The organism is Variovorax sp. WDL1 (assembly GCF_001541225.1).
Taxonomy (GTDB): Bacteria; Pseudomonadota; Gammaproteobacteria; order Burkholderiales; family Burkholderiaceae_C; genus Variovorax.
The window spans coordinates 1-16,665 of sequence record NZ_LMTS01000249.1; the positions used below are offsets into that span (position 1 = coordinate 1).

The following is a 16,665-nucleotide window of genomic DNA, read 5'->3' on the forward strand; positions in this document are numbered from 1 at the left end:
AGTGACTCGCCCGCCGGGGCGAATTCCCGGCCCCGGCCTCAACACAACAGCAGCGCACGAAACCGCCCGAACGAGTGCCCTCACCCCAACCTTCTCTCAACGCAAGACGGAGCAAAACCTCAGACGTGCGCAGCATCACGCCTCCCCCCGAACCTCCGCCCCATCCGATCAAACGCCAGATAGATCACCGGCGTAGTAAACAGCGTCAGCACCTGGCTCACCACCAGCCCGCCGAAGATCGCCAGTCCCAGTGGCCGCCGCAACTCCGCGCCCTCGCCCCATCCCAGCATCAACGGCAGCGCCGCGAACAGCGCCGCCAGCGTCGTCATCAGGATCGGCCGGAGGCGCAGCAGCGCTGCCTGGTGGATCGCCTCCTGCGGCGACTTCCCTTCGTGCCGCTCGGCATCGATCGCGAAGTCGATCATCATGATCGCGTTCTTCTTCACGATGCCGATCAGCAGGATGATGCCGATGATCCCGATCACCCCCAGGTCGTTGCCCGTCACCATCAACGCCAGCAGCGCGCCCACGCCGGCGGAGGGCAGCGTGGACAGGATGGTCAGGGGATGGACGTAGCTCTCGTAGAGCACGCCCAGCACGATGTACACGCACACCACCGCCGCGAGGATCAGCCACAGCTGGTTCGTGAGCGACCTCTCGTACGCGCCCGCCGCGCCCAGGAAGTTGAGCCGCACGCTAGCGGGCAGGCCGATCTCCCTGGCCGCGTCGCGAATCGCCGAGACCGACTTGCCCAGTGCGACGCCGGGCGCGGTGTCGAAACCCACGGTCGCGGACGGGTACTGCGCCACGCGCGTGACCTGCAGCGGCGCGAGCTGCTCACGCACGGTGGCCAGCGAGGACAGCGGCGTCGGCGTGCCGGCGCCGGTGCGCAGCTGCAGGTTGCCCAGCCCCTGCGGCGACGCGAGCGCCTCGCGCTGCGCCTCGAGGATCACGCGGTACTGGTTGGTCTCGGTGAAGATGGTGGAGACGATGCGCTGCCCGAATGCGCTGTAGAGCGCATCGTCGACCGAGCTGGCCGTGACCGACAGCCGCGAGGCGGTGTTGCGGTCGATGTCGACGTAGGCGGCCAGGCCCTGCGCGCCGGCGTCGGTGGTCGCGTTGCGCACCTGCGGCGCGCTGCGCAGCCGCTCGACCAGCTTCTTCGCCCAGCCGTTGACCACGGTGGTGTCCACGCCCTCGAGCGCGACGCGGAACTCGGTCGGGCCGGTCTCGGCGTCGATGGTCAGGTCCTGCGTGGGCTGCAGGTAGAGCATCACGCCGGCCACCGCGTTCACGCGCTCGCGCAGGCGCTGCATGACGTCGGCCTGGTCGTCGCGGTCCGAGCGCAGGTTGATCAGCATGCGCCCGGTGTTGAGCGCGGTGTTGTTGGCCGCGTCCACGCCCACCACCGAGCTGAGGCTGCGCACGTCGGGGTCGGCCAGGATGGCATGGGCGGCGGCCTTCTGCAGCTCGGCCATGCGCGCATAGGACACATCCTGCGCCGCCTCGATGCGCGCCTGCAGCTGCCCGGTGTCCTGCGTCGGGAACAGGCCCTTCGGGATGGCGACGTAGAGCAGCACCGACAGCGCCAGCGTCAGCGCCGCCACCACGAGCGTCAGGGGCTGGTGGCGCAACACCCATTGCAGCCAGGTGTCGTAGCGCGCGATCACGCGCTCGAAAAAATGCTGCACGCGCGCGCCGAAGCGGCCACCCTCCTCGGCCTGCGGCTTGAGCCAGCGCGCCGACATCATCGGCACCAGGGTCAGCGAGACCACGGCCGAGATCAGGATGGTGATCGCCAGCGTGACCGCGAACTCGCGGAACAGCCGCCCCACCACGTCGCCCATGAAGAGCAGCGGGATCAGCACCGCCACCAGCGACACCGTCAGCGAAATGATGGTGAAGCCGATCTGCGTCGCCCCCTTGAGCGCGGCCTTGAAGGGCGGATCGCCCTCCTCCAGGTAGCGCGCGATGTTCTCGATCATGACGATTGCGTCGTCCACCACGAAGCCGGTGGCAATGGTCAGCGCCATCAGGCTCAGGTTGTTGAGGCTGTAGCCCAGCAGGTACATGAGGCCCAGCGTGCCGATGAGCGAGATCGGCACCGCGATGCTCGCGATGACCGTGGCGCGCACGCTGTGCAGGAACAGGAAGATCACCAGCACCACCAGCACCACGGCCAAGGCCAGCTCGAGCTGGACGTGGCGCACCGAGGCACGGATGCCCGTGGTGCGGTCGCTCAGCACCTCGACCTTGAGCGCGCCCGGCAATGAGGCTTCGAGTTCGGGCAGCTGCTTCTTGATGGCATCGACGGTGCCGATCACGTTGGCGCCGGGCTGGCGCTGCACGTTGAGGATGATCGCGGGGTACAACTCGGTCCCCACGCTCGGCTCTGACGTGTCCTCGCTGCCCCCCGAGGGGGCGCCCGCTTGCTTGGGGCGGCCCGGCGCGGCGCGGGTTGCCGCGTCTTGATCGTCCTTCGATTCCGCGCGCGCGGCGGCCCAGGCCCCGAGCTGCGTGTTCTCGGCCCCATCGACCACGCGTGCGACATCGCTCATGCGCACCGGCGCGCCGTTCTTCCAGGCGACGATCAGGTTCTTGTACTCGGCCGCGGCAACCAGCTGGTCGTTGGCGTTGATGGTGTAGGCGCGCTGCGGCCCATCGAAGCTGCCCTTGGCGCTGTTGGCATTGGCCGCGGCGATGGCGGTACGCAGCGTGTCCAGCCCGATGCCCACCGAGGCCAGCGCGTTGGTGTCGGCCTGGATGCGCACCGCCGGGCGCTGCCCGCCCGAGAGCGAGACCAGGCCCACGCCGGCCACCTGGCTGATCTTCTGCGCGAGGCGGGTGTTGACGAGGTTCTGCACTTCGGTCAGCGGCATGGTGCTGGAGCTCACGGCCAGCGTGAGGATGGGCGCGTCCGCCGGATTGACCTTGGCATAGACCGGCGGCGCCGGCAGGTCGGCCGGCAGCAGAGAGCCGCCGGCGTTGATCGCTGCCTGCACCTGCTGCTCGGCCACGTCCAGCGTCTGGTCGAGCGCGAACTGCAGGGTGACGATGGACACGCCGTTCGAGCTCACCGAGCTCATCCGGTCCAGCCCCGCCATCTGGCCGAACTGGCGCTCCAGCGGCGCGGTGACGGTGCGGCTCATCACCTCGGGGCTCGCGCCAGGGTAGAGGGTCTGCACCTGGATGGTCGGATAGTCCACCTGCGGCAGGGCCGCCAGCGGCAGGAAGCGGAAGCCCACCAGGCCCGCAAGCACGATCGCGAGCATCAACAGGCCGGTCGCCACCGGCCGCTCGATGAAGGGGCGCGATGGGCTCATCAACACCCCCTCACTGCGGCGGCGGCCGGCGCCGTCCCTCGCCGCGCGGGCCCCGAGGACCGGAGGCGCCCGCGCGCGGCCCGGCTGCCGGCCTGTCGCCCTGCAGCACCACCTGCGCGCCCTCCTTGAGGCGGTCGCCGCCTTCGGTCACGACCTTCTCGCCGGCCTCCAGCCCCTCGGTGATCGCTGCCAGCTCGACCGTCGACTCGCCCCGCCTGACCGTCCGCATGGAGACGGTGCGGTCCTCGTTGATCACGTACACGTAGCTCCCGGTGGGCCCGGTGCGCACCGCGGTCACCGGCACCACGACCGCGTCGATGGTGCGCAGGGTCATCTGCACATTGACGAACTGGTTGGGAAACAGCGTGGTCTGGGCGTTGCCGAAGCGCGCCTTGCCCTTGATGGTGCCCGTGCTGGTGTCCACGACGTTGTCGAGCGTAGAGAAAGTGCCGGTGTCCAGCGTGGCGCTGCGCGTGCGGTCCATTGCCTTGACCGGCAGCGCCGCGCCCTTGGCGAGCTGGGCCTGGATGTCGGGCAGGCGGTCCTGCGGCACGGCGAACTGCACGTCGATGGGGTTCATCTGCGTGATCACCGCGATGCCGGTGGCTGCGTTGGACGCCACCGTGTTGCCGGGATCGACCGTGCGCAGGCCGATGCGCCCGGCCACCGGCGCGGTGATGCGCGTGTATTCGACATTGAGCCTGGCTGCGGCTTCGGAGGCGCGATCGGTGGTCACCGTGCCTTCGAGCTGCTTGACCAGCGCCGCCTGGGTGTCGACGTCCTGGCGCGCGATGGAGTCCTGGGTCAGCAGCGTGCGGTAGCGTGCCAGCGTCACGCGAGCGGCCTCCAGCTGCGCCTCGTCGCGCACGCGCGCGCCCTGGGCCTGCATCAGCGCCTGCTCGTAGGGCCGCGGGTCGATGCGGGCCAGCAGCTGGCCCTTGGTCACCGCCTGGCCTTCGGTGTAGAGCACTTCGGTGAGCACGCCGCCGACCTGCGGCTTCAGGGTAATGGTCGCCAGCGGCGTCACCGTCCCGAGCGCTTCGATGGTCACCGGCAATTCGGCCCGGCGCGCGACCGCATGGCCGACGGTCGAGCCGGGAGGCCCGAAGCCGCCGCGGCCGGCCACCGGCTCGCCCGAGCGCTTGATCAGGTACCAGGCCACGCCGCCCAGGACCCCCACGAGCAGCAGCGCGGCCAGGCTGCCCAGCCAGAGCCTGCGGCGCGAAGGCGGCCGCGGCGCGGGCGCTTCGGCGAGGGGGGCAGTGGCAGCGGGCTCTGGGTTGGGGGAAGACATCGGCATCGGGGCGGTTCGCAAGCAGCCCTTAGTGGAGCGTCGAATCGTAGCGCCCAGTTCTCGCGAACCGTAAAGCCCCGGTAAAGCCGGCGTTGCGCATTGCGTCCGGCGACTGCCGATTGCAACTCGCACCGCTGCGCTGCAGTTCGTCGCAAGCACATGGCGGGGGCGCCGGCCGGCCGGCACAGTCCGCCCATCGATGCTTCCGAACCCCTTCACGGAGAAACAACATGCTGATGCTGACCCAGATCCTGGCCCACACCCCGCGCTGGGTGTTCGTGCTCTTCGCCCTGCTCGTATGGCTGGGCCTCAAGCAACTGCGCGCCGGCACCGTGAGCCTGGCCCGCGTGACCTTGCTGCCGATCGCGATGATCGGGCTGTCCTTCTACGGCATGCTCTCGACCTTCGGCGATTCGCCGGCCGCGCTGCTCGGCTGGGCCGGCGCAGCCACCACGCTGCTGCTCGCGGTACAGCGCTGGCCGCTGCCAGCCTCCGCCCGCTTCGACGCCGCAACGCGCACCTTCCACCTGCCCGGCAGCGCAGCGCCGCTGGCGCTGATGATGGGCATCTTCTTCACCAAGTACGCCGTCGGCGTGCTGCTGGCGATGCATCCGGAGCTGGCACGCCATGCCGGCTTCGCGCTGGGCATCGGCTCGCTCTACGGCACCTTCAGCGGCATCTTCTCGGCGCGTGCGCTGCGCCTGTGGAAGCTGGCGATCCGCGAAGACCGCGTGGGCGTGCCGGCGGCCGGCGCCTGAGCGACGCGATATCCCCCTCTTTGCTCTTCTTCCGCAAGAATCCTCATCTGGAGAGTCCACCATGACCAACGACCTTCACCCTTCGACCGATCCGCTCGAACGCCTGGCCCGCCGCCGCGCCGGCGCCAAGATGGGCTGGTACATCCATGCCACCGTCTACGTGCTGGTCAACCTGTTCCTCGTGATCCTGGCGAGCTCGCGCGGGCAGAACTGGGCCATGTATCCGTTGCTCGGCTGGGGCCTGGGACTCCTGATCCATGGCGCCGTGGTGTTCTTCGTCGCGCCGGGCGGCAATTTCTTCGACCGGCTGCTCGAACGGGAGCGCAGGGCGCTGCGTGGCGCAGACCGTGGAGACCGCGGGTGAGCGAAACGCTGGCACGCAATTTCTCGCCGGCGAATCTCCGGCACGTCCTGCGGCACGGCATCTCGACCGCCGGCTTCTGCTGCATCATCGCGGTCGGGCTGTCGCTCTCGGGCCGTGGCGCGTGGGCGCCGCAGTTCATCTATTCGCTCTCGATCGGGCTCATCAGCTGGCTGGTGGTCGACATCGGCCGGCTGTTGCTCGCCGGCCGCGAGGCCGCGCCCTGGCCGCACGGCTGGCGTGGCGTGGCACTCGTCATCGTGGGCATCGTGGTCGGCTTCCTCGGCGGCAACGCGATCGGCGACGCCTGGACCGGCAAGCCCCTGCTGGAATTCTTGAACTTCTCGCGCGACAAGCTCGCCTCCACGATGCTGATCACGGTGGTGGCAGGGGTGGTCATCTGCTACTTCTACTACAGCCGCGGCAAGAGCAAGTACCTCGAGGGCGAGATCGCGTTGGCCCAGCGCGATGCCGCCGATGCCCGCCTCAAGCTGCTGGAGACCCAGCTCGAGCCGCACATGCTGTTCAACACACTGGCCAACCTGCGCGCGCTGATCGCCACCGACCCGCCGCGCGCCGTGGCCATGCTCGACCGCCTCAACAGCTACCTGCGCGTGACCCTCAGCGGCTCTCGCGCGCTCTCGCATCCGCTGGCGGCCGAGTTCCAGCGGCTGGGCGACTACCTGGAGCTGATGTCGGTGCGCATGGGCCCGCGGCTCGCCTACCGGCTCGACCTGCCCGAGGATTTGCGGGAGCTGCCGGTGCCGCCGCTGCTGCTCCAGCCGCTGGTGGAGAATGCGATCCGCCATGGACTGGAGCCGAAGGTCGAAGGCGGCGAGATCGAGATCGCCGCGCGGCGCGAAGGCCGGCGCCTGGTGATCGAGGTGCGCGACACCGGCGTGGGCATCGCGGAAAACGACAGCGCGCCGGCGCCCGGGGGCGGCTTCGGCCTCTCGCAGGTGCGGGAACGCATCGCCACCGTCTACGGCGCGGAAGGCGCCCTGCAGCTGGCATCGCACCCGGCCGGCGGCACCTGCGCCACCATCACTCTCCCGCTGCCCGCATGAAGACCACCGCCCTCATCGCCGAAGACGAACCCCTCCTGGCGCACGCCCTGCGCGCCGAGCTGGCCACCGCCTGGCCCGAGCTCGAGGTGCTCGCCACCGTGGCCGATGGCCACAGCGCGGTCCGGGACGCGTTGCGGCTGCTGCCGCAGGTGCTGTTCTTCGACATTCGCATGCCGGGCCAGGACGGCCTGGCCGCCGCCGCCGAGTTGGCGGACGCCTGGCCCGTCGACGAGGCGCAGATGCCCCAGCTGGTCTTCGTGACCGCCTACGACGAATACGCCGCCCGCGCCTTCGATGCCCAGGCCATCGACTATGTGTTGAAGCCCGTGCAGCCCGAACGGCTCCGGCGCACCGTCGCGCGGCTGCGCCAGGCCCTGGAGCCGTCGCAGCGCAACGGGTCCGCGCCCAGCCCCGAAGATGCGCTGGCCGGCACGCTCTCGCAGTGGCGCCAGCTGCTGGCCGCGGCCGGCGGCGCGGCAGCCCTTCCCGGCGTGGCGGGCACGGCGCCCCTCAAGCTGATCGCCGCCAGCGAGGCGGGCACCGCAGGCAGCACGGTGCGCATGGTGCCCGTCGAGGAGGTGCAGTACTTCGAGGCCGCCGACAAGTACGTGCGCGTGCTCACCGCTTCCCGCGAGTACCTGATCCGAACCCCGCTCAAGCAGTTGCTGCCACAGCTCGACGCCGGCGTCTTCTGGCAGGTGCACCGGGCCATCGTGGTGCGCAGCGACGCCATCGATTCGGTGCACCGCGATGAGGCCGGCAAGCTCCACCTGGCCCTGCGCGGCCGAACGGAGAAGATCCCCGTCAGCCGGCTCTACGCCCACCTGTTCAAGGCCATGTGAGCGCCCGTGAGGCCCATGAAAAAACCGGCCGCGGGGCCGGTTCTTTCATGTGACAGCAGGCAATCGTGGCGGCCGGCGATCAACGCCAGTGGCCGTGCCGGTTCCCATGCCGATGGCCGTGTCCGCGGTAGTAGCCGCGCGGAGGGCCGTAGTACGCAGGCGGCGGACCGTAGTACACCGGGGCCGGACGGTAGTAGACCGGTGGCGGCGGTGCGTAGTAGACCGGAGCAGCCGGGCGGTAGTACACCGGCGGCGGTGCGTAGTACACCGGGGGAGCCGCCACGCCGAGCGCGATGCCAGGTGCGCTGATGCCGACCGACCAGCTCACGTCGCCGCGGGCATTGGCCGAAGCTGCAGTGAACAGCGCGCCCGCTGCGACGGCGCCGGCGGCAGCCCATTTGAAGAAGGTGGAACGGGTGAGGCTCATGGTTGGGACTCCTTGTTGGGGGGACGCCGTGCGTCCATGGCTGTATTGAACGCAGCAATTGTCAACGAGGTGCACACCGCCACGTGAAGAATGTTTCCGAAAGTAAAGCCGCAGAGGCGCCACCTAGAATGAACAAATGACTTCCGCCGCCGACCACGACCCCGCCAAACCGAGCAATTTCCTGCGCCACGTCATCGAAAACGACCTCCAACAGGGCCATTACGCCAGCCGCCGCTGGGGCGGCTCCCCCGGCGACGCCGTGCACCACGCGCAGGGCATGCAGGACCCGGCCCGCGTGCGCCTGCGCTTCCCGCCCGAGCCCAATGGCTACCTGCACATCGGCCACGCCAAGAGCATCTGGCTCAACTTCGAGCTGGCCCGCGAATATGGCGGCGTGTGCCACCTGCGCTACGACGACACCAATCCCGAAAAAGAGGAGCAGGAATACGTCGACGCCATCCGCGACGCAGTGAAGTGGCTGGGCTACGACTGCAGCTTCGCCGACGATCCCGCCAGGCCCGGCCAGCCCAACGAGCACGTCTACTTCGCCAGCAACTACTTCGACTTCATGTACCGCGCGGCCGAATACCTCATCGGCGCCGGCCTGGCCTATGTCGACGAACAGAGCGCCGAGCAGATCCGCGCCACCCGCGGCGACTTCAACACCCCCGGCATCGACAGCCCGTACCGCCAGCGCACGGCAGACGAGAACCTCGCGCGCTTCCGCGCCATGCGCGACGGCCAGCTGCCCGACGGCGCCGCAGTGCTGCGCGCAAAGATCGACATGGCCAGCCCCAACATCAACATGCGGGACCCGGCGCTCTACCGCATCCGCCGCGCCACCCACCACAACACCGGGGACAAGTGGTGCATCTACCCGATGTACACCTTCGCCCACCCCATCGAGGACGCGCTGGAGCAGATCACCCACAGCATCTGCACGCTGGAATTCGAGGACCAGCGCCCCTTCTACGACTGGCTGCTGGACAACCTGGCCGCGGGCGGCCTGATCGCGTCGCCGCATCCGCGCCAGTACGAGTTCGCGCGCCTCAACGTGACCCACGTGATCACCAGCAAGCGCCGCCTGCGCCAGCTGGTCGAGGAAGGGCACGTGGACGGCTGGGACGACCCGCGCATGCCCACCCTCGCAGGCCTGCGCCGCCGCGGCTACACGCCCGAGGCGCTGAAGCTCTTCTGCGAGCGCTCGGGCGTCACCAAGTCGGGCGGCTGGATCGACTACGCCAGCCTCGAGGCGGCCCTGCGCGACACCCTCGACCCGGTGGCGCCGCGCGCGATGGCCGTGCTCGACCCGGTCAGGCTGGTCATCACCAACTGGGACGAGCTGATGGGCGCCGGCTTCCTCGACGAATGCACGGCGCCCGTGCACCCGCACCATCCGGAGATGGGCAAGCGCAGATTCAAGCTGGGCGGCGAGGTCTGGATCGAGCGCACCGACTACGAGGACGTGCAGCCCAAGGGCTTCTTCCGCCTCTTCCCCGGCAACAAGGTGCGCCTCAAGTACGGCCACGTCATCGAGTGCACGGGCGGGACGCGCGATGCGGCCGGCAAGCTGGTCGAGGTGCAGGCGAAGCTGGTGCCTGATACGAAGAGCGGCACGCCCGGCGCGGACGCGATCAAGGTCAAGGGAAACATCACCTGGGTGGCGGCCGCCGATGCCGTGCCGGCCGAGGTGCGGCTGTACGAGCGCCTGTTCGCGGCCGCGCAGCCCGGTGCCGGCGAGGTGCAGGACGAGCTGAACCCGAACAGCCTGGTGGTGTCACAGGCCTATGCGGAGCCGGCGCTGGCCGAGGCCACGGCGGGCCAGGCCTTCCAGTTCGAGCGGCACGGGTACTTCGTGCCGGACAGCCGCCAGGGCGCAGCGGGTGGGCTGGTGTTCAACCGCGCGGCCGGGATGAAGGACAGCTGGGGCAAGTAAAGGGCGCTACAGCGGCCGCGTCAGGTAAACGCCTTCCCGCCCCACGATCGGCTCCCGCGTCGGCATCAGCACCGTGCAATCGTCGCAAGGCGCCCGGATCTCCTCCTCGCCATCGGTGGCAATCAACTCGCCCTTGGCAAACACCTCGAAGCCCACGAGCGGCCGAGCGAAGCGGAATTCCGGCGTCTTGACCATGCGCGTCTCCAGCAGCTCGAAGCGCCGCTGCGGCCCTGGCGCAGGCGCCGGCGCGTTGCGCTCGATCAGCCCGAAATGCGCCAGGAAATCGAAGGTCACCGCCACCGCCATGTCCGCCGTGGCCTGCAGGAAATGCTGCCCGCACTCGGCGACCAGTGCCGCGCCCGCCGGGCCTTCGTCCTCGCCATGGCGGCCATGCTGGATCAGCGGCGTGCCCGAGCCCAGGCCCCTGGGCATCACCAGGTGCACCAAGGGCCGCCCGATCGCCAGCGCCACTGCCGCGTTGCGCGCGAAGGCCGGGTAGACCCAGAAGGGCACCACGTCCTGGCTGGTGGAGTGCAGGTCGAGGATGTGGTCGGCTGCGGCCACCACCGGCCGCAGCGCGCGGGCGCGGCGCAGCTCGGGGCTGTCCTCGGGCCCCTCCAGCCACTCGTCGGACCAGACCCGGTTGAGGTTGTGCACCAGCTGCCGGTTCTCGAAGGGCTTCTCCGCGTCGAAGGCGTTGTACGCCTCCACGTGGGCGAAGCTCACCGTGAGCGTGCCGATCCTCGGGCGCACGCCCTCGTCGAGCAGACGGGTGGCGGCCACCATCCCGCAGATCTCGTTGCCGTGGGTCAACGCGTTGATCAGCACGTGCGGGCCCGGCTTGCCGGATTCGAAGCGGTGGACGTAGTCGACGCCGGTGTTGCCCTGGCGGTAGGCGGAGAGATCGCCCTGGACGACTTCGAGGCGCGGGAGGATCGCGGTCATGGCAGAGTGGCGTTGCGGCCTGTTGTGATACGAGTCCTTTAGTTTGCTCCAGCCGGGTCTGCAGGCCGCCCCTCATTTGCCTCGTAGACTCGCGCCCACAACAAAATGTTTTCGAGCCCCCTCCCCCCATGCCCCTGACTGCCGACATGCGACGGTCGATCGACCAGATTCGCGACTACCTCTTTGGCGGCGGCTATCCGGATCCCGTCGGCAACACCGAACAGCTCTGCTTCCTGTTCTTCTTCTTCCTGGTGCAGGGCCTCGACGCCGAAGCCGAAAAGCGCGCCGAGGTGCTGAAGGTGCCGTTCCGCAGCCTGTTCGAGGGCGAATGGGAGCTGCGCAATCCCGCCAACGCCCAGGTGCCGGGCGCGCGCGAAGGGATGCCGCCGCCGACGGTGCTGCACAACGGCCAGATCTGCATCCCGCGCAGTTGCTTCCGCTGGTCCTGGTGGTCCGAGGCGCTGTCGGGCGACGCGCTGGTGCGCTTCGTGCGCGACGAGGTCTTCCCTTTCTTCGCCGAGATCGGCGAGGCCTCGGCCCATGACTTCATGCGCGGCGCTCGCCTGGGCATCGACGAGCCGACGGTGCTGAAGCAGGTCGTGCGCCTGGTCAGCGACCTGCGGCTCGACCAGGCCGACGCCGACACCAAGGGCGACCTGTTCGAGCACGTGCTGCGCCAGATGAAGCAGGCCGGCGAGCTGGGCCAGTTCCGCACGCCGCGCCACGTGATCCGCACGATCGTCGAGATGATCGATCCGAAGGTGGGCGAGACCGTCTACGACCCGGCCGCGGGCACCGCAGGCTTCCTGGTGGCGGCCTACAACCACATGCGGCTGGCCAACTCCTCGCCGGGCAGCATCGTGGAAGCCGAGCTCGAGGGCAAGACGCACCGGCGCGGCATGGGCGACCTGCTCTCCGACGCGCAGCTCGCCAGGCTGCAGCGCGGCACCTTCTTCGGCAACGACGTCGACCCGAAGATGGTGCGGCTGGCGACCATGAACCTCACGCTGCGCGGCCTTGCCCACGTGCGCATCCTGCAGCGCAACGTGCTGACGACCCATCTCGACGAAGAGGTCAAGAACCGGCTGTCCCTGCCGGGCGAAGGCTTCCATGTCGTGCTCGCGAATCCGCCTTTCTCCGGCCGCATTGACAAGGACCGCATCGTCGACGAGGTGAAGCTCGGCAGCACCAGCGCCACCGAGCTGCTGTTCCTCAAGTACATGCTCGACAGCCTGCGGCCCGACGGCCGGGCCGCGGTGGTGGTACCCGAAGGCGTGCTCTTCGGTTCCACGATCGCGCACCGCGAGCTGCGCGGCCAGCTGATCGAGCACCATCGCGTCGAAGCGGTCATGAGCCTGCCCGGCGGCGTGTTCCAGCCCTATTCGGGCGTGAAGACCTCGGTGCTTTTCTTCCGCCGCGGCGGCCGCACGCAGCGCGTGATGTTCCTGCATGCCGAAGACGACGGCTACCGGCTCGACGCCAACCACGACACGCCCATCGAGTCCGACGACCTGCCCGCGCTGGCGCAGGCCTTCATCGGCCGCGAGGCGGCATGGGCGCGCTGGCAGGCGCGCGACCCCGCCGCCGAATGGCATGAGAAATGGTGGTTTGCCGAAGCTGCGGCGCTGCGCGCGAACGACTTCGGCCTCTCGGCCAGCCGCTACCGGCCGATGAGCGCCTCGCAGATCGAACACCAGGACCCGCGCGAGCTCCTCGACGAACTCGCCGCCATCGAAGCCGAGATCGAGAAAGAGATCGAGACGCTGCGCGCCTTGCTCTCCGAGCTGGATCAGTGAAATGACAAGATCAGAAACAAGATCAGGGAAGTTATTCAATGAGCATTGCAGGGCTGCCCACAGGCCAACGTGATTCGCTGAACCCACCCACCCGCATGGCCACGCTCGGCGAGGTGTGCGAGATCAACCCCAGGCTGCCGAAGGACCACGGCCTGCAGGAGCACAGCGAGGTCGCCTTCGTGCCGATGGCCGCGGTGGACGAGATCACCGCCACCATCGCCCAGCGCATGACGCGGCCCTTCGGCGAAGTGAGAAAGGGCTATACCCCTTTTGCGGAGGGCGACGTCCTCTTCGCGAAGATCACGCCCTGCATGGAGAACGGCAAGCTGGCCATTGCGCGCGACCTGGCCGGCGGCCGCGGGTTCGGCTCCACCGAGTTCCACGTGCTGCGCGCCCGCGAGGCCGTGCTGCCCGAATGGGTCTACTTCTTCCTGCGCCAGCGGCGCTTCCGCAACGCGGCAAGGCGCAGCCTCACCGGCACCGCCGGCCAGCAGCGCGTGCCGACCGCCTACATGGCAGCCGCTGCCATTCCTGTGCCGGAGCTGGCCCGACAGCGCCGCCTGGTCGACCTGCTCGGCTGCGCCGACAGCATGGTGCGCCTGCGGCGCCGCGGGCGCGCGCTGACCGAGCTGATGGTGCCGGCCATGCTGGACGACATGTTCGGCGACCCGCAGCGCAACCCGAAGGCCTGGCCCATGATGAGGCTGGGTGAGCTGCTAGAGGGCATCGACAGCGGCAAGAGCCCGCGCTGCCACGACCGGCCGAAAGCAGAGAACGAATGGGGCGTGCTGCGGCTGAGCGCGCTGAAGAACGCGCTCTACGACGAGTCCGACCACAAGACGCTGCCCGAAACCGAGCAGCCGGACCCGCGCAACGAGGTGCGCACCGGCGACCTGCTGATCAGCCGCAAGAACACGCTGGAGCTGGTGGGCACGCCGGCCTATGTGTGGGAAACCCGGGGCCGGATCCTGCTGCCCGACCTGATCTTCCGGCTGCGGCTGCGTCCGGACGCGGGCGTGCATCCACTCTATCTGTGGGCGCTGCTGCGAGCTCCGGCCATGCGAAGAGGGCTGCAGCTGCTGGCGAGCGGGACCGCCGCCTCGATGCCCAACATTTCGAAGGAGCGGCTGCGCACGCTGCGCGTGATGGTGCCGGCGGCGCACCTGCAGGAGGCCTTCGCGCAGCGAATCACGGCGCTGCACGCCATCGCGCTCCAGCAGGACGCCGCGCTCATCCATGCCAAGACCACCTTCGAGGCGCTGCTGGCGCGCGCGTTCGAGGTCCGGGCATGATGCTCGCCGTTCCGACGCAGGCAGAATCGGCACGCCTGCACATGTGCACGTCGTGCCTGGAGCCGGCCCGAAAGGGCCTCGGCCTTCAGCGGCCGAGCAAGGCGCCGGCCATGACGCTCTCTTCCTGCTTCGTCAATTCAGGCCCGTCGAGCGTGACGCGCGTATGGTCGTGGCGGAACCTGTCGACGATGGGACGCAGTTCCTCCTTCACATGTTTGTCGCTGTAGCCGTTGAAGAGGTGACCGAGCAAGCCGCGCCGCAAATCGGTCGTTTCCAGGAACCAGTCCGCAATCGGAAAGGTGAGGTTCATGTTGCACTTCATCATGATCCCCATGTTGTGGTGAGCCGCGTGGTGGCGACGGATCGTATTGACGAAGGGCATGTTGCGAACGAACCAGTTGTCGCGAACATGGCAGCAGAAATGGAAGGTCTCGTACACGAGGTACTGAGCCACCATGGTCAGCATCACGACGTAGCCCGCATTGGCGTTCAGTACGAGGGACGTGAGCCAGCCCAGCAGCGCTCCGACCACACCCAAGGTCGTCAGCACGCGCCACGGGAAGAACACGATGCGGAATTCACGCGTCGTATCGATGGTCGGCTCGAGGTCGGTGAAGTATTGGTGGTGCTGGCGCGTGTGACGCTCGTAGATCGCACGCAGCGCGAAGACGTCGATGCGGCGGTGCATCACGTACCGGTGAATGAACCACTCTGAAAAATTGCCGGCGACGAAGACGGGCACGACGAGGAGCCACTCCCAGCCCGGGGCCTGCATGTGCGCCAGGCAATACCAGATCGCGGCCGCTCCAGCCCCGTAGAGCACGGCGATGTGCAACAGACCGTTGTAGAGCGGGCTGACCGCGGAAATGTACTGCTCGCGAAACTGCCGCTGGCGATCGGTCATCATGGTCACGGTTCCTTCGTTGCGTCAGGTTGTTCCTGATCCATCCCGGCATCTCGCGGGCAAGTGTAGTGATCCAATCTCGAGTGAGCTCGAACGAAACATTGCTGCGCGGCAAATCGCGCGCGACATTCGTGCAAAAGTTCAGCTGAGCGCAGACCGCGTCCGCGAAGCTCCATGCCGGGTGACTCCGGTCGCGGCGGGCAACGCCCAGTCCGGTGGATGGCGCGACCACTCCTTCAGGAATTCCAGCAGATGCCGCACGCGCGTCGGCATGTTGCGCCGGGTCGAGAACACGACGTAGATGTCGAGTTCCTCGGGAATCGCGCCGGGCAGCAGCGCCTCGAGCGTGCCGGCGCGCAATTCCTCCGACACCATGTAGTAGGGATGGAGCGAGATGCCGGTGCCGAGCAGCGCAGCCTGCTTGATGGCATCGCCCAGGTTGGAGCGCACCGTACCGCGCACGCGCACCTCCTGTGGCGGATTGCCGGCGAACTTCCACACGCCGGCGCTCGACTTGACGGTATGCACCAGGCAGTTGTGGCGCGTCAGGTCGGCGGCCGTCGCGGGCCGTCCATGCCGCTTGAGATAAGCCGGCGAGGCCACCACCACCTGCGGCGACTTCATGAGCGACTGGGCGATGTAGCTCGCGTCCTCGAGCGAGGGCGCGATGCGGATCGAGAGGTCGAGCGCCTCCGTGACGAGGTCGGAGCGCCCGTCATCGTGCACCACCGTGACCTCGATGTCCGGATACCGTTGCGTGAACTGCGAGACCAGCCGCATGAGGTGGTAGGCGCCGAAGGAGGGCGGCGTTCCCACCCGGATCGCTCCGCGCGGCAGATGCACGACATCGCGCACCTCCCCTTCGATCGCCTCGTAACGCTCGAGCAGATCGCGCCCGGCTTCGAGCACGCGTGCGCCGGCCTCCGTGAGCGCGACCTGCTTCGAGCTGCGCTTGAGCAACTGGGCGCCCATGGACGACTCCAACTCGGCCACGTGCTTGGTGACCGTCGCGCGGGAGAGCGAGAGCTGCATGGCGGCACGCGCGAAGCTGCCGCAGCGGGCAACCTCGGTGAAGATCTGAAGGCAGCGAAGGCGATCCACGGGGCTTTCGTCAGAGGCTTTTTTCCAGATGCCGCCAGCCTCGCTGGCCATCGGCGATGAGATTCATGGTTTCCGAATCGGAAACCATGGATTCTCGAACAGGGTGAGCCACAGGGCAAGACAGTGCCTAGACTTTGCCCCACGCCACAGCGCCGACGAGCGCGAAAACGCCCATGACCGCTGTTCCCACACGACAAGCCGCACCGTTGCTCGCTGAGCTGACGCAGCAACTGCACCTCTTCTTCCATGCACTCGACACGCGCCGCTATGAGCGGATGCTCGAACTGTTCACCGACGACTGCCGCTGGCTGCGCCAGGGGCAGTGGCTCGAAGGCAAGGCCGCGGTGCGCGCGGCATTGGAAGCGCGCCCGGCCGGCCTCGAGACCCGCCACGTGCTCACCAACGCCCACGTGAGTGCCTGCGAGGAGGCATGGGTCGAGGTCGAGGCCTACATGACCGCCTACCGCTATCGCGCCGCGGCGCAGCCCGGGGATGTGCCGTCCTGCCCCGGCCCGCTGCGCTTCAATCTCACCACCACCGTGTTCCGCCGCGATCCGGACTGCGATTGGCGTATCGCGGAGCAACGCATGGTGGCGGCTTTCGCCTTCGCCGGATGAAC

14 protein-coding genes are annotated in these 16,665 nt (G+C 68.5%); 8 read left to right on the top strand and 6 right to left on the bottom strand.

All coding sequences use genetic code 11. The features are described 5' to 3' along the window. Positions 1-119: 119 nt before the first annotated feature. On the bottom strand, positions 120-3,323 hold the full coding sequence (locus APY03_RS31270; protein WP_068683282.1) for an efflux RND transporter permease subunit: 3,204 nt from the start codon (positions 3,321-3,323) through the stop codon (positions 120-122). Between the two features lie 10 nt (positions 3,324-3,333). Continuing rightward, positions 3,334-4,617, bottom strand: coding sequence for an efflux RND transporter periplasmic adaptor subunit (locus APY03_RS31275; RefSeq protein WP_068683409.1), 1,284 nt, complete (start codon positions 4,615-4,617; stop codon positions 3,334-3,336). A gap of 230 nt (positions 4,618-4,847) precedes the next feature. On the opposite strand from APY03_RS31275, the gene APY03_RS31280 reads away from it, so the two are divergent. The 4 genes from APY03_RS31280 to APY03_RS31295 all read left to right on the top strand — a co-directional run bounded on the left by APY03_RS31280 (position 4,848) and on the right by APY03_RS31295 (position 7,645). Then, entirely contained in the window at positions 4,848-5,375 is a 528-nt protein-coding gene (locus APY03_RS31280) for a DUF6622 family protein (protein ID WP_332112722.1), read from the top strand. A 61-nt stretch (positions 5,376-5,436) separates the two neighbouring features. Then, positions 5,437-5,739, top strand: coding sequence for a 2TM domain-containing protein (locus APY03_RS31285; RefSeq protein WP_068683284.1), 303 nt, complete (start codon positions 5,437-5,439; stop codon positions 5,737-5,739). Continuing rightward, entirely contained in the window at positions 5,736-6,803 is a 1,068-nt protein-coding gene (locus APY03_RS31290) for a sensor histidine kinase (protein WP_068683286.1), read from the top strand. The genes APY03_RS31285 and APY03_RS31290 overlap by 4 nt, the downstream gene beginning before the upstream one ends. Further along, positions 6,800-7,645: a LytR/AlgR family response regulator transcription factor gene (locus APY03_RS31295; protein ID WP_068683288.1), complete on the top strand. Its 846-nt coding sequence runs from the start codon at positions 6,800-6,802 to the stop codon at positions 7,643-7,645. The genes APY03_RS31290 and APY03_RS31295 overlap by 4 nt, the downstream gene beginning before the upstream one ends. Positions 7,646-7,724: 79 nt before the next feature. Here the strand turns inward: APY03_RS31295 and APY03_RS31300 are convergent, their stop codons facing one another. Continuing rightward, on the bottom strand, positions 7,725-8,072 hold the full coding sequence (locus tag APY03_RS31300) for a hypothetical protein (protein WP_068683289.1): 348 nt from the start codon (positions 8,070-8,072) through the stop codon (positions 7,725-7,727). Between the two features lie 136 nt (positions 8,073-8,208). Here APY03_RS31300 and APY03_RS31305 point away from each other — a divergent pair, with 136 nt between their 5' ends. Then, a complete protein-coding gene (locus APY03_RS31305) occupies positions 8,209-10,008 on the top strand; it encodes a glutamine--tRNA ligase/YqeY domain fusion protein (RefSeq protein WP_068683291.1) in 1,800 nt (599 codons plus the stop codon). 6 nt (positions 10,009-10,014) lie between these two features. Here the strand turns inward: APY03_RS31305 and APY03_RS31310 are convergent, their stop codons facing one another. Beyond that, a complete protein-coding gene (locus APY03_RS31310; RefSeq protein ID WP_068683293.1) occupies positions 10,015-10,953 on the bottom strand; it encodes a succinylglutamate desuccinylase/aspartoacylase domain-containing protein in 939 nt (312 codons plus the stop codon). Positions 10,954-11,081: 128 nt separating this feature from the next. Between APY03_RS31310 and APY03_RS31315 the strand changes: the two genes are divergently transcribed. Both APY03_RS31315 and APY03_RS31320 read left to right on the top strand, forming a co-directional pair. Then, the gene (locus APY03_RS31315; protein WP_068683295.1) at positions 11,082-12,749 is read left to right on the top strand and encodes an HsdM family class I SAM-dependent methyltransferase; all 1,668 of its coding nucleotides are present in this window, start codon (positions 11,082-11,084) and stop codon (positions 12,747-12,749) included. Between the two features lie 38 nt (positions 12,750-12,787). After that, the gene (locus APY03_RS31320; protein WP_068683297.1) at positions 12,788-14,041 is read left to right on the top strand and encodes a restriction endonuclease subunit S; all 1,254 of its coding nucleotides are present in this window, start codon (positions 12,788-12,790) and stop codon (positions 14,039-14,041) included. A gap of 85 nt (positions 14,042-14,126) precedes the next feature. Here the strand turns inward: APY03_RS31320 and APY03_RS31325 are convergent, their stop codons facing one another. Both APY03_RS31325 and APY03_RS31330 read right to left on the bottom strand, forming a co-directional pair. After that, positions 14,127-14,948, bottom strand: a complete 822-nt coding sequence (locus tag APY03_RS31325; protein ID WP_068683299.1) for a fatty acid hydroxylase — start codon at positions 14,946-14,948, stop codon at positions 14,127-14,129. Positions 14,949-15,086: 138 nt separating this feature from the next. After that, the gene (locus APY03_RS31330; RefSeq protein ID WP_083944685.1) at positions 15,087-16,046 is read right to left on the bottom strand and encodes a LysR family transcriptional regulator; all 960 of its coding nucleotides are present in this window, start codon (positions 16,044-16,046) and stop codon (positions 15,087-15,089) included. Between the two features lie 173 nt (positions 16,047-16,219). On the opposite strand from APY03_RS31330, the gene APY03_RS31335 reads away from it, so the two are divergent. After that, positions 16,220-16,663, top strand: coding sequence for a nuclear transport factor 2 family protein (locus APY03_RS31335; protein ID WP_083944679.1), 444 nt, complete (start codon positions 16,220-16,222; stop codon positions 16,661-16,663). Positions 16,664-16,665 lie beyond the last annotated feature (2 nt).

Bases quoted from the DNA above. Each gene is read 5' to 3' on its own strand.
- APY03_RS31270 (WP_068683282.1), bottom strand. From the start codon at position 3,323: ATGAGCCCATCGCGCCCCTTCATCGAGCGGCCGGTGGCGACCGGCCTG.
- APY03_RS31275 (WP_068683409.1), bottom strand. From the start codon at position 4,617: ATGTCTTCCCCCAACCCAGAGCCCGCTGCCACTGCCCCCCTCGCCGAA.
- APY03_RS31280 (WP_332112722.1), top strand. From the start codon at position 4,848: ATGCTGATGCTGACCCAGATCCTGGCCCACACCCCGCGCTGGGTGTTC.
- APY03_RS31285 (WP_068683284.1), top strand. From the start codon at position 5,437: ATGACCAACGACCTTCACCCTTCGACCGATCCGCTCGAACGCCTGGCC.
- APY03_RS31295 (WP_068683288.1), top strand. From the start codon at position 6,800: ATGAAGACCACCGCCCTCATCGCCGAAGACGAACCCCTCCTGGCGCAC.
- APY03_RS31300 (WP_068683289.1), bottom strand. From the start codon at position 8,072: ATGAGCCTCACCCGTTCCACCTTCTTCAAATGGGCTGCCGCCGGCGCC.
- APY03_RS31305 (WP_068683291.1), top strand. From the start codon at position 8,209: ATGACTTCCGCCGCCGACCACGACCCCGCCAAACCGAGCAATTTCCTG.
- APY03_RS31310 (WP_068683293.1), bottom strand. From the start codon at position 10,953: ATGACCGCGATCCTCCCGCGCCTCGAAGTCGTCCAGGGCGATCTCTCC.
- APY03_RS31315 (WP_068683295.1), top strand. From the start codon at position 11,082: ATGCCCCTGACTGCCGACATGCGACGGTCGATCGACCAGATTCGCGAC.
- APY03_RS31320 (WP_068683297.1), top strand. From the start codon at position 12,788: ATGAGCATTGCAGGGCTGCCCACAGGCCAACGTGATTCGCTGAACCCA.
- APY03_RS31325 (WP_068683299.1), bottom strand. From the start codon at position 14,948: ATGATGACCGATCGCCAGCGGCAGTTTCGCGAGCAGTACATTTCCGCG.
- APY03_RS31335 (WP_083944679.1), top strand. From the start codon at position 16,220: ATGACCGCTGTTCCCACACGACAAGCCGCACCGTTGCTCGCTGAGCTG.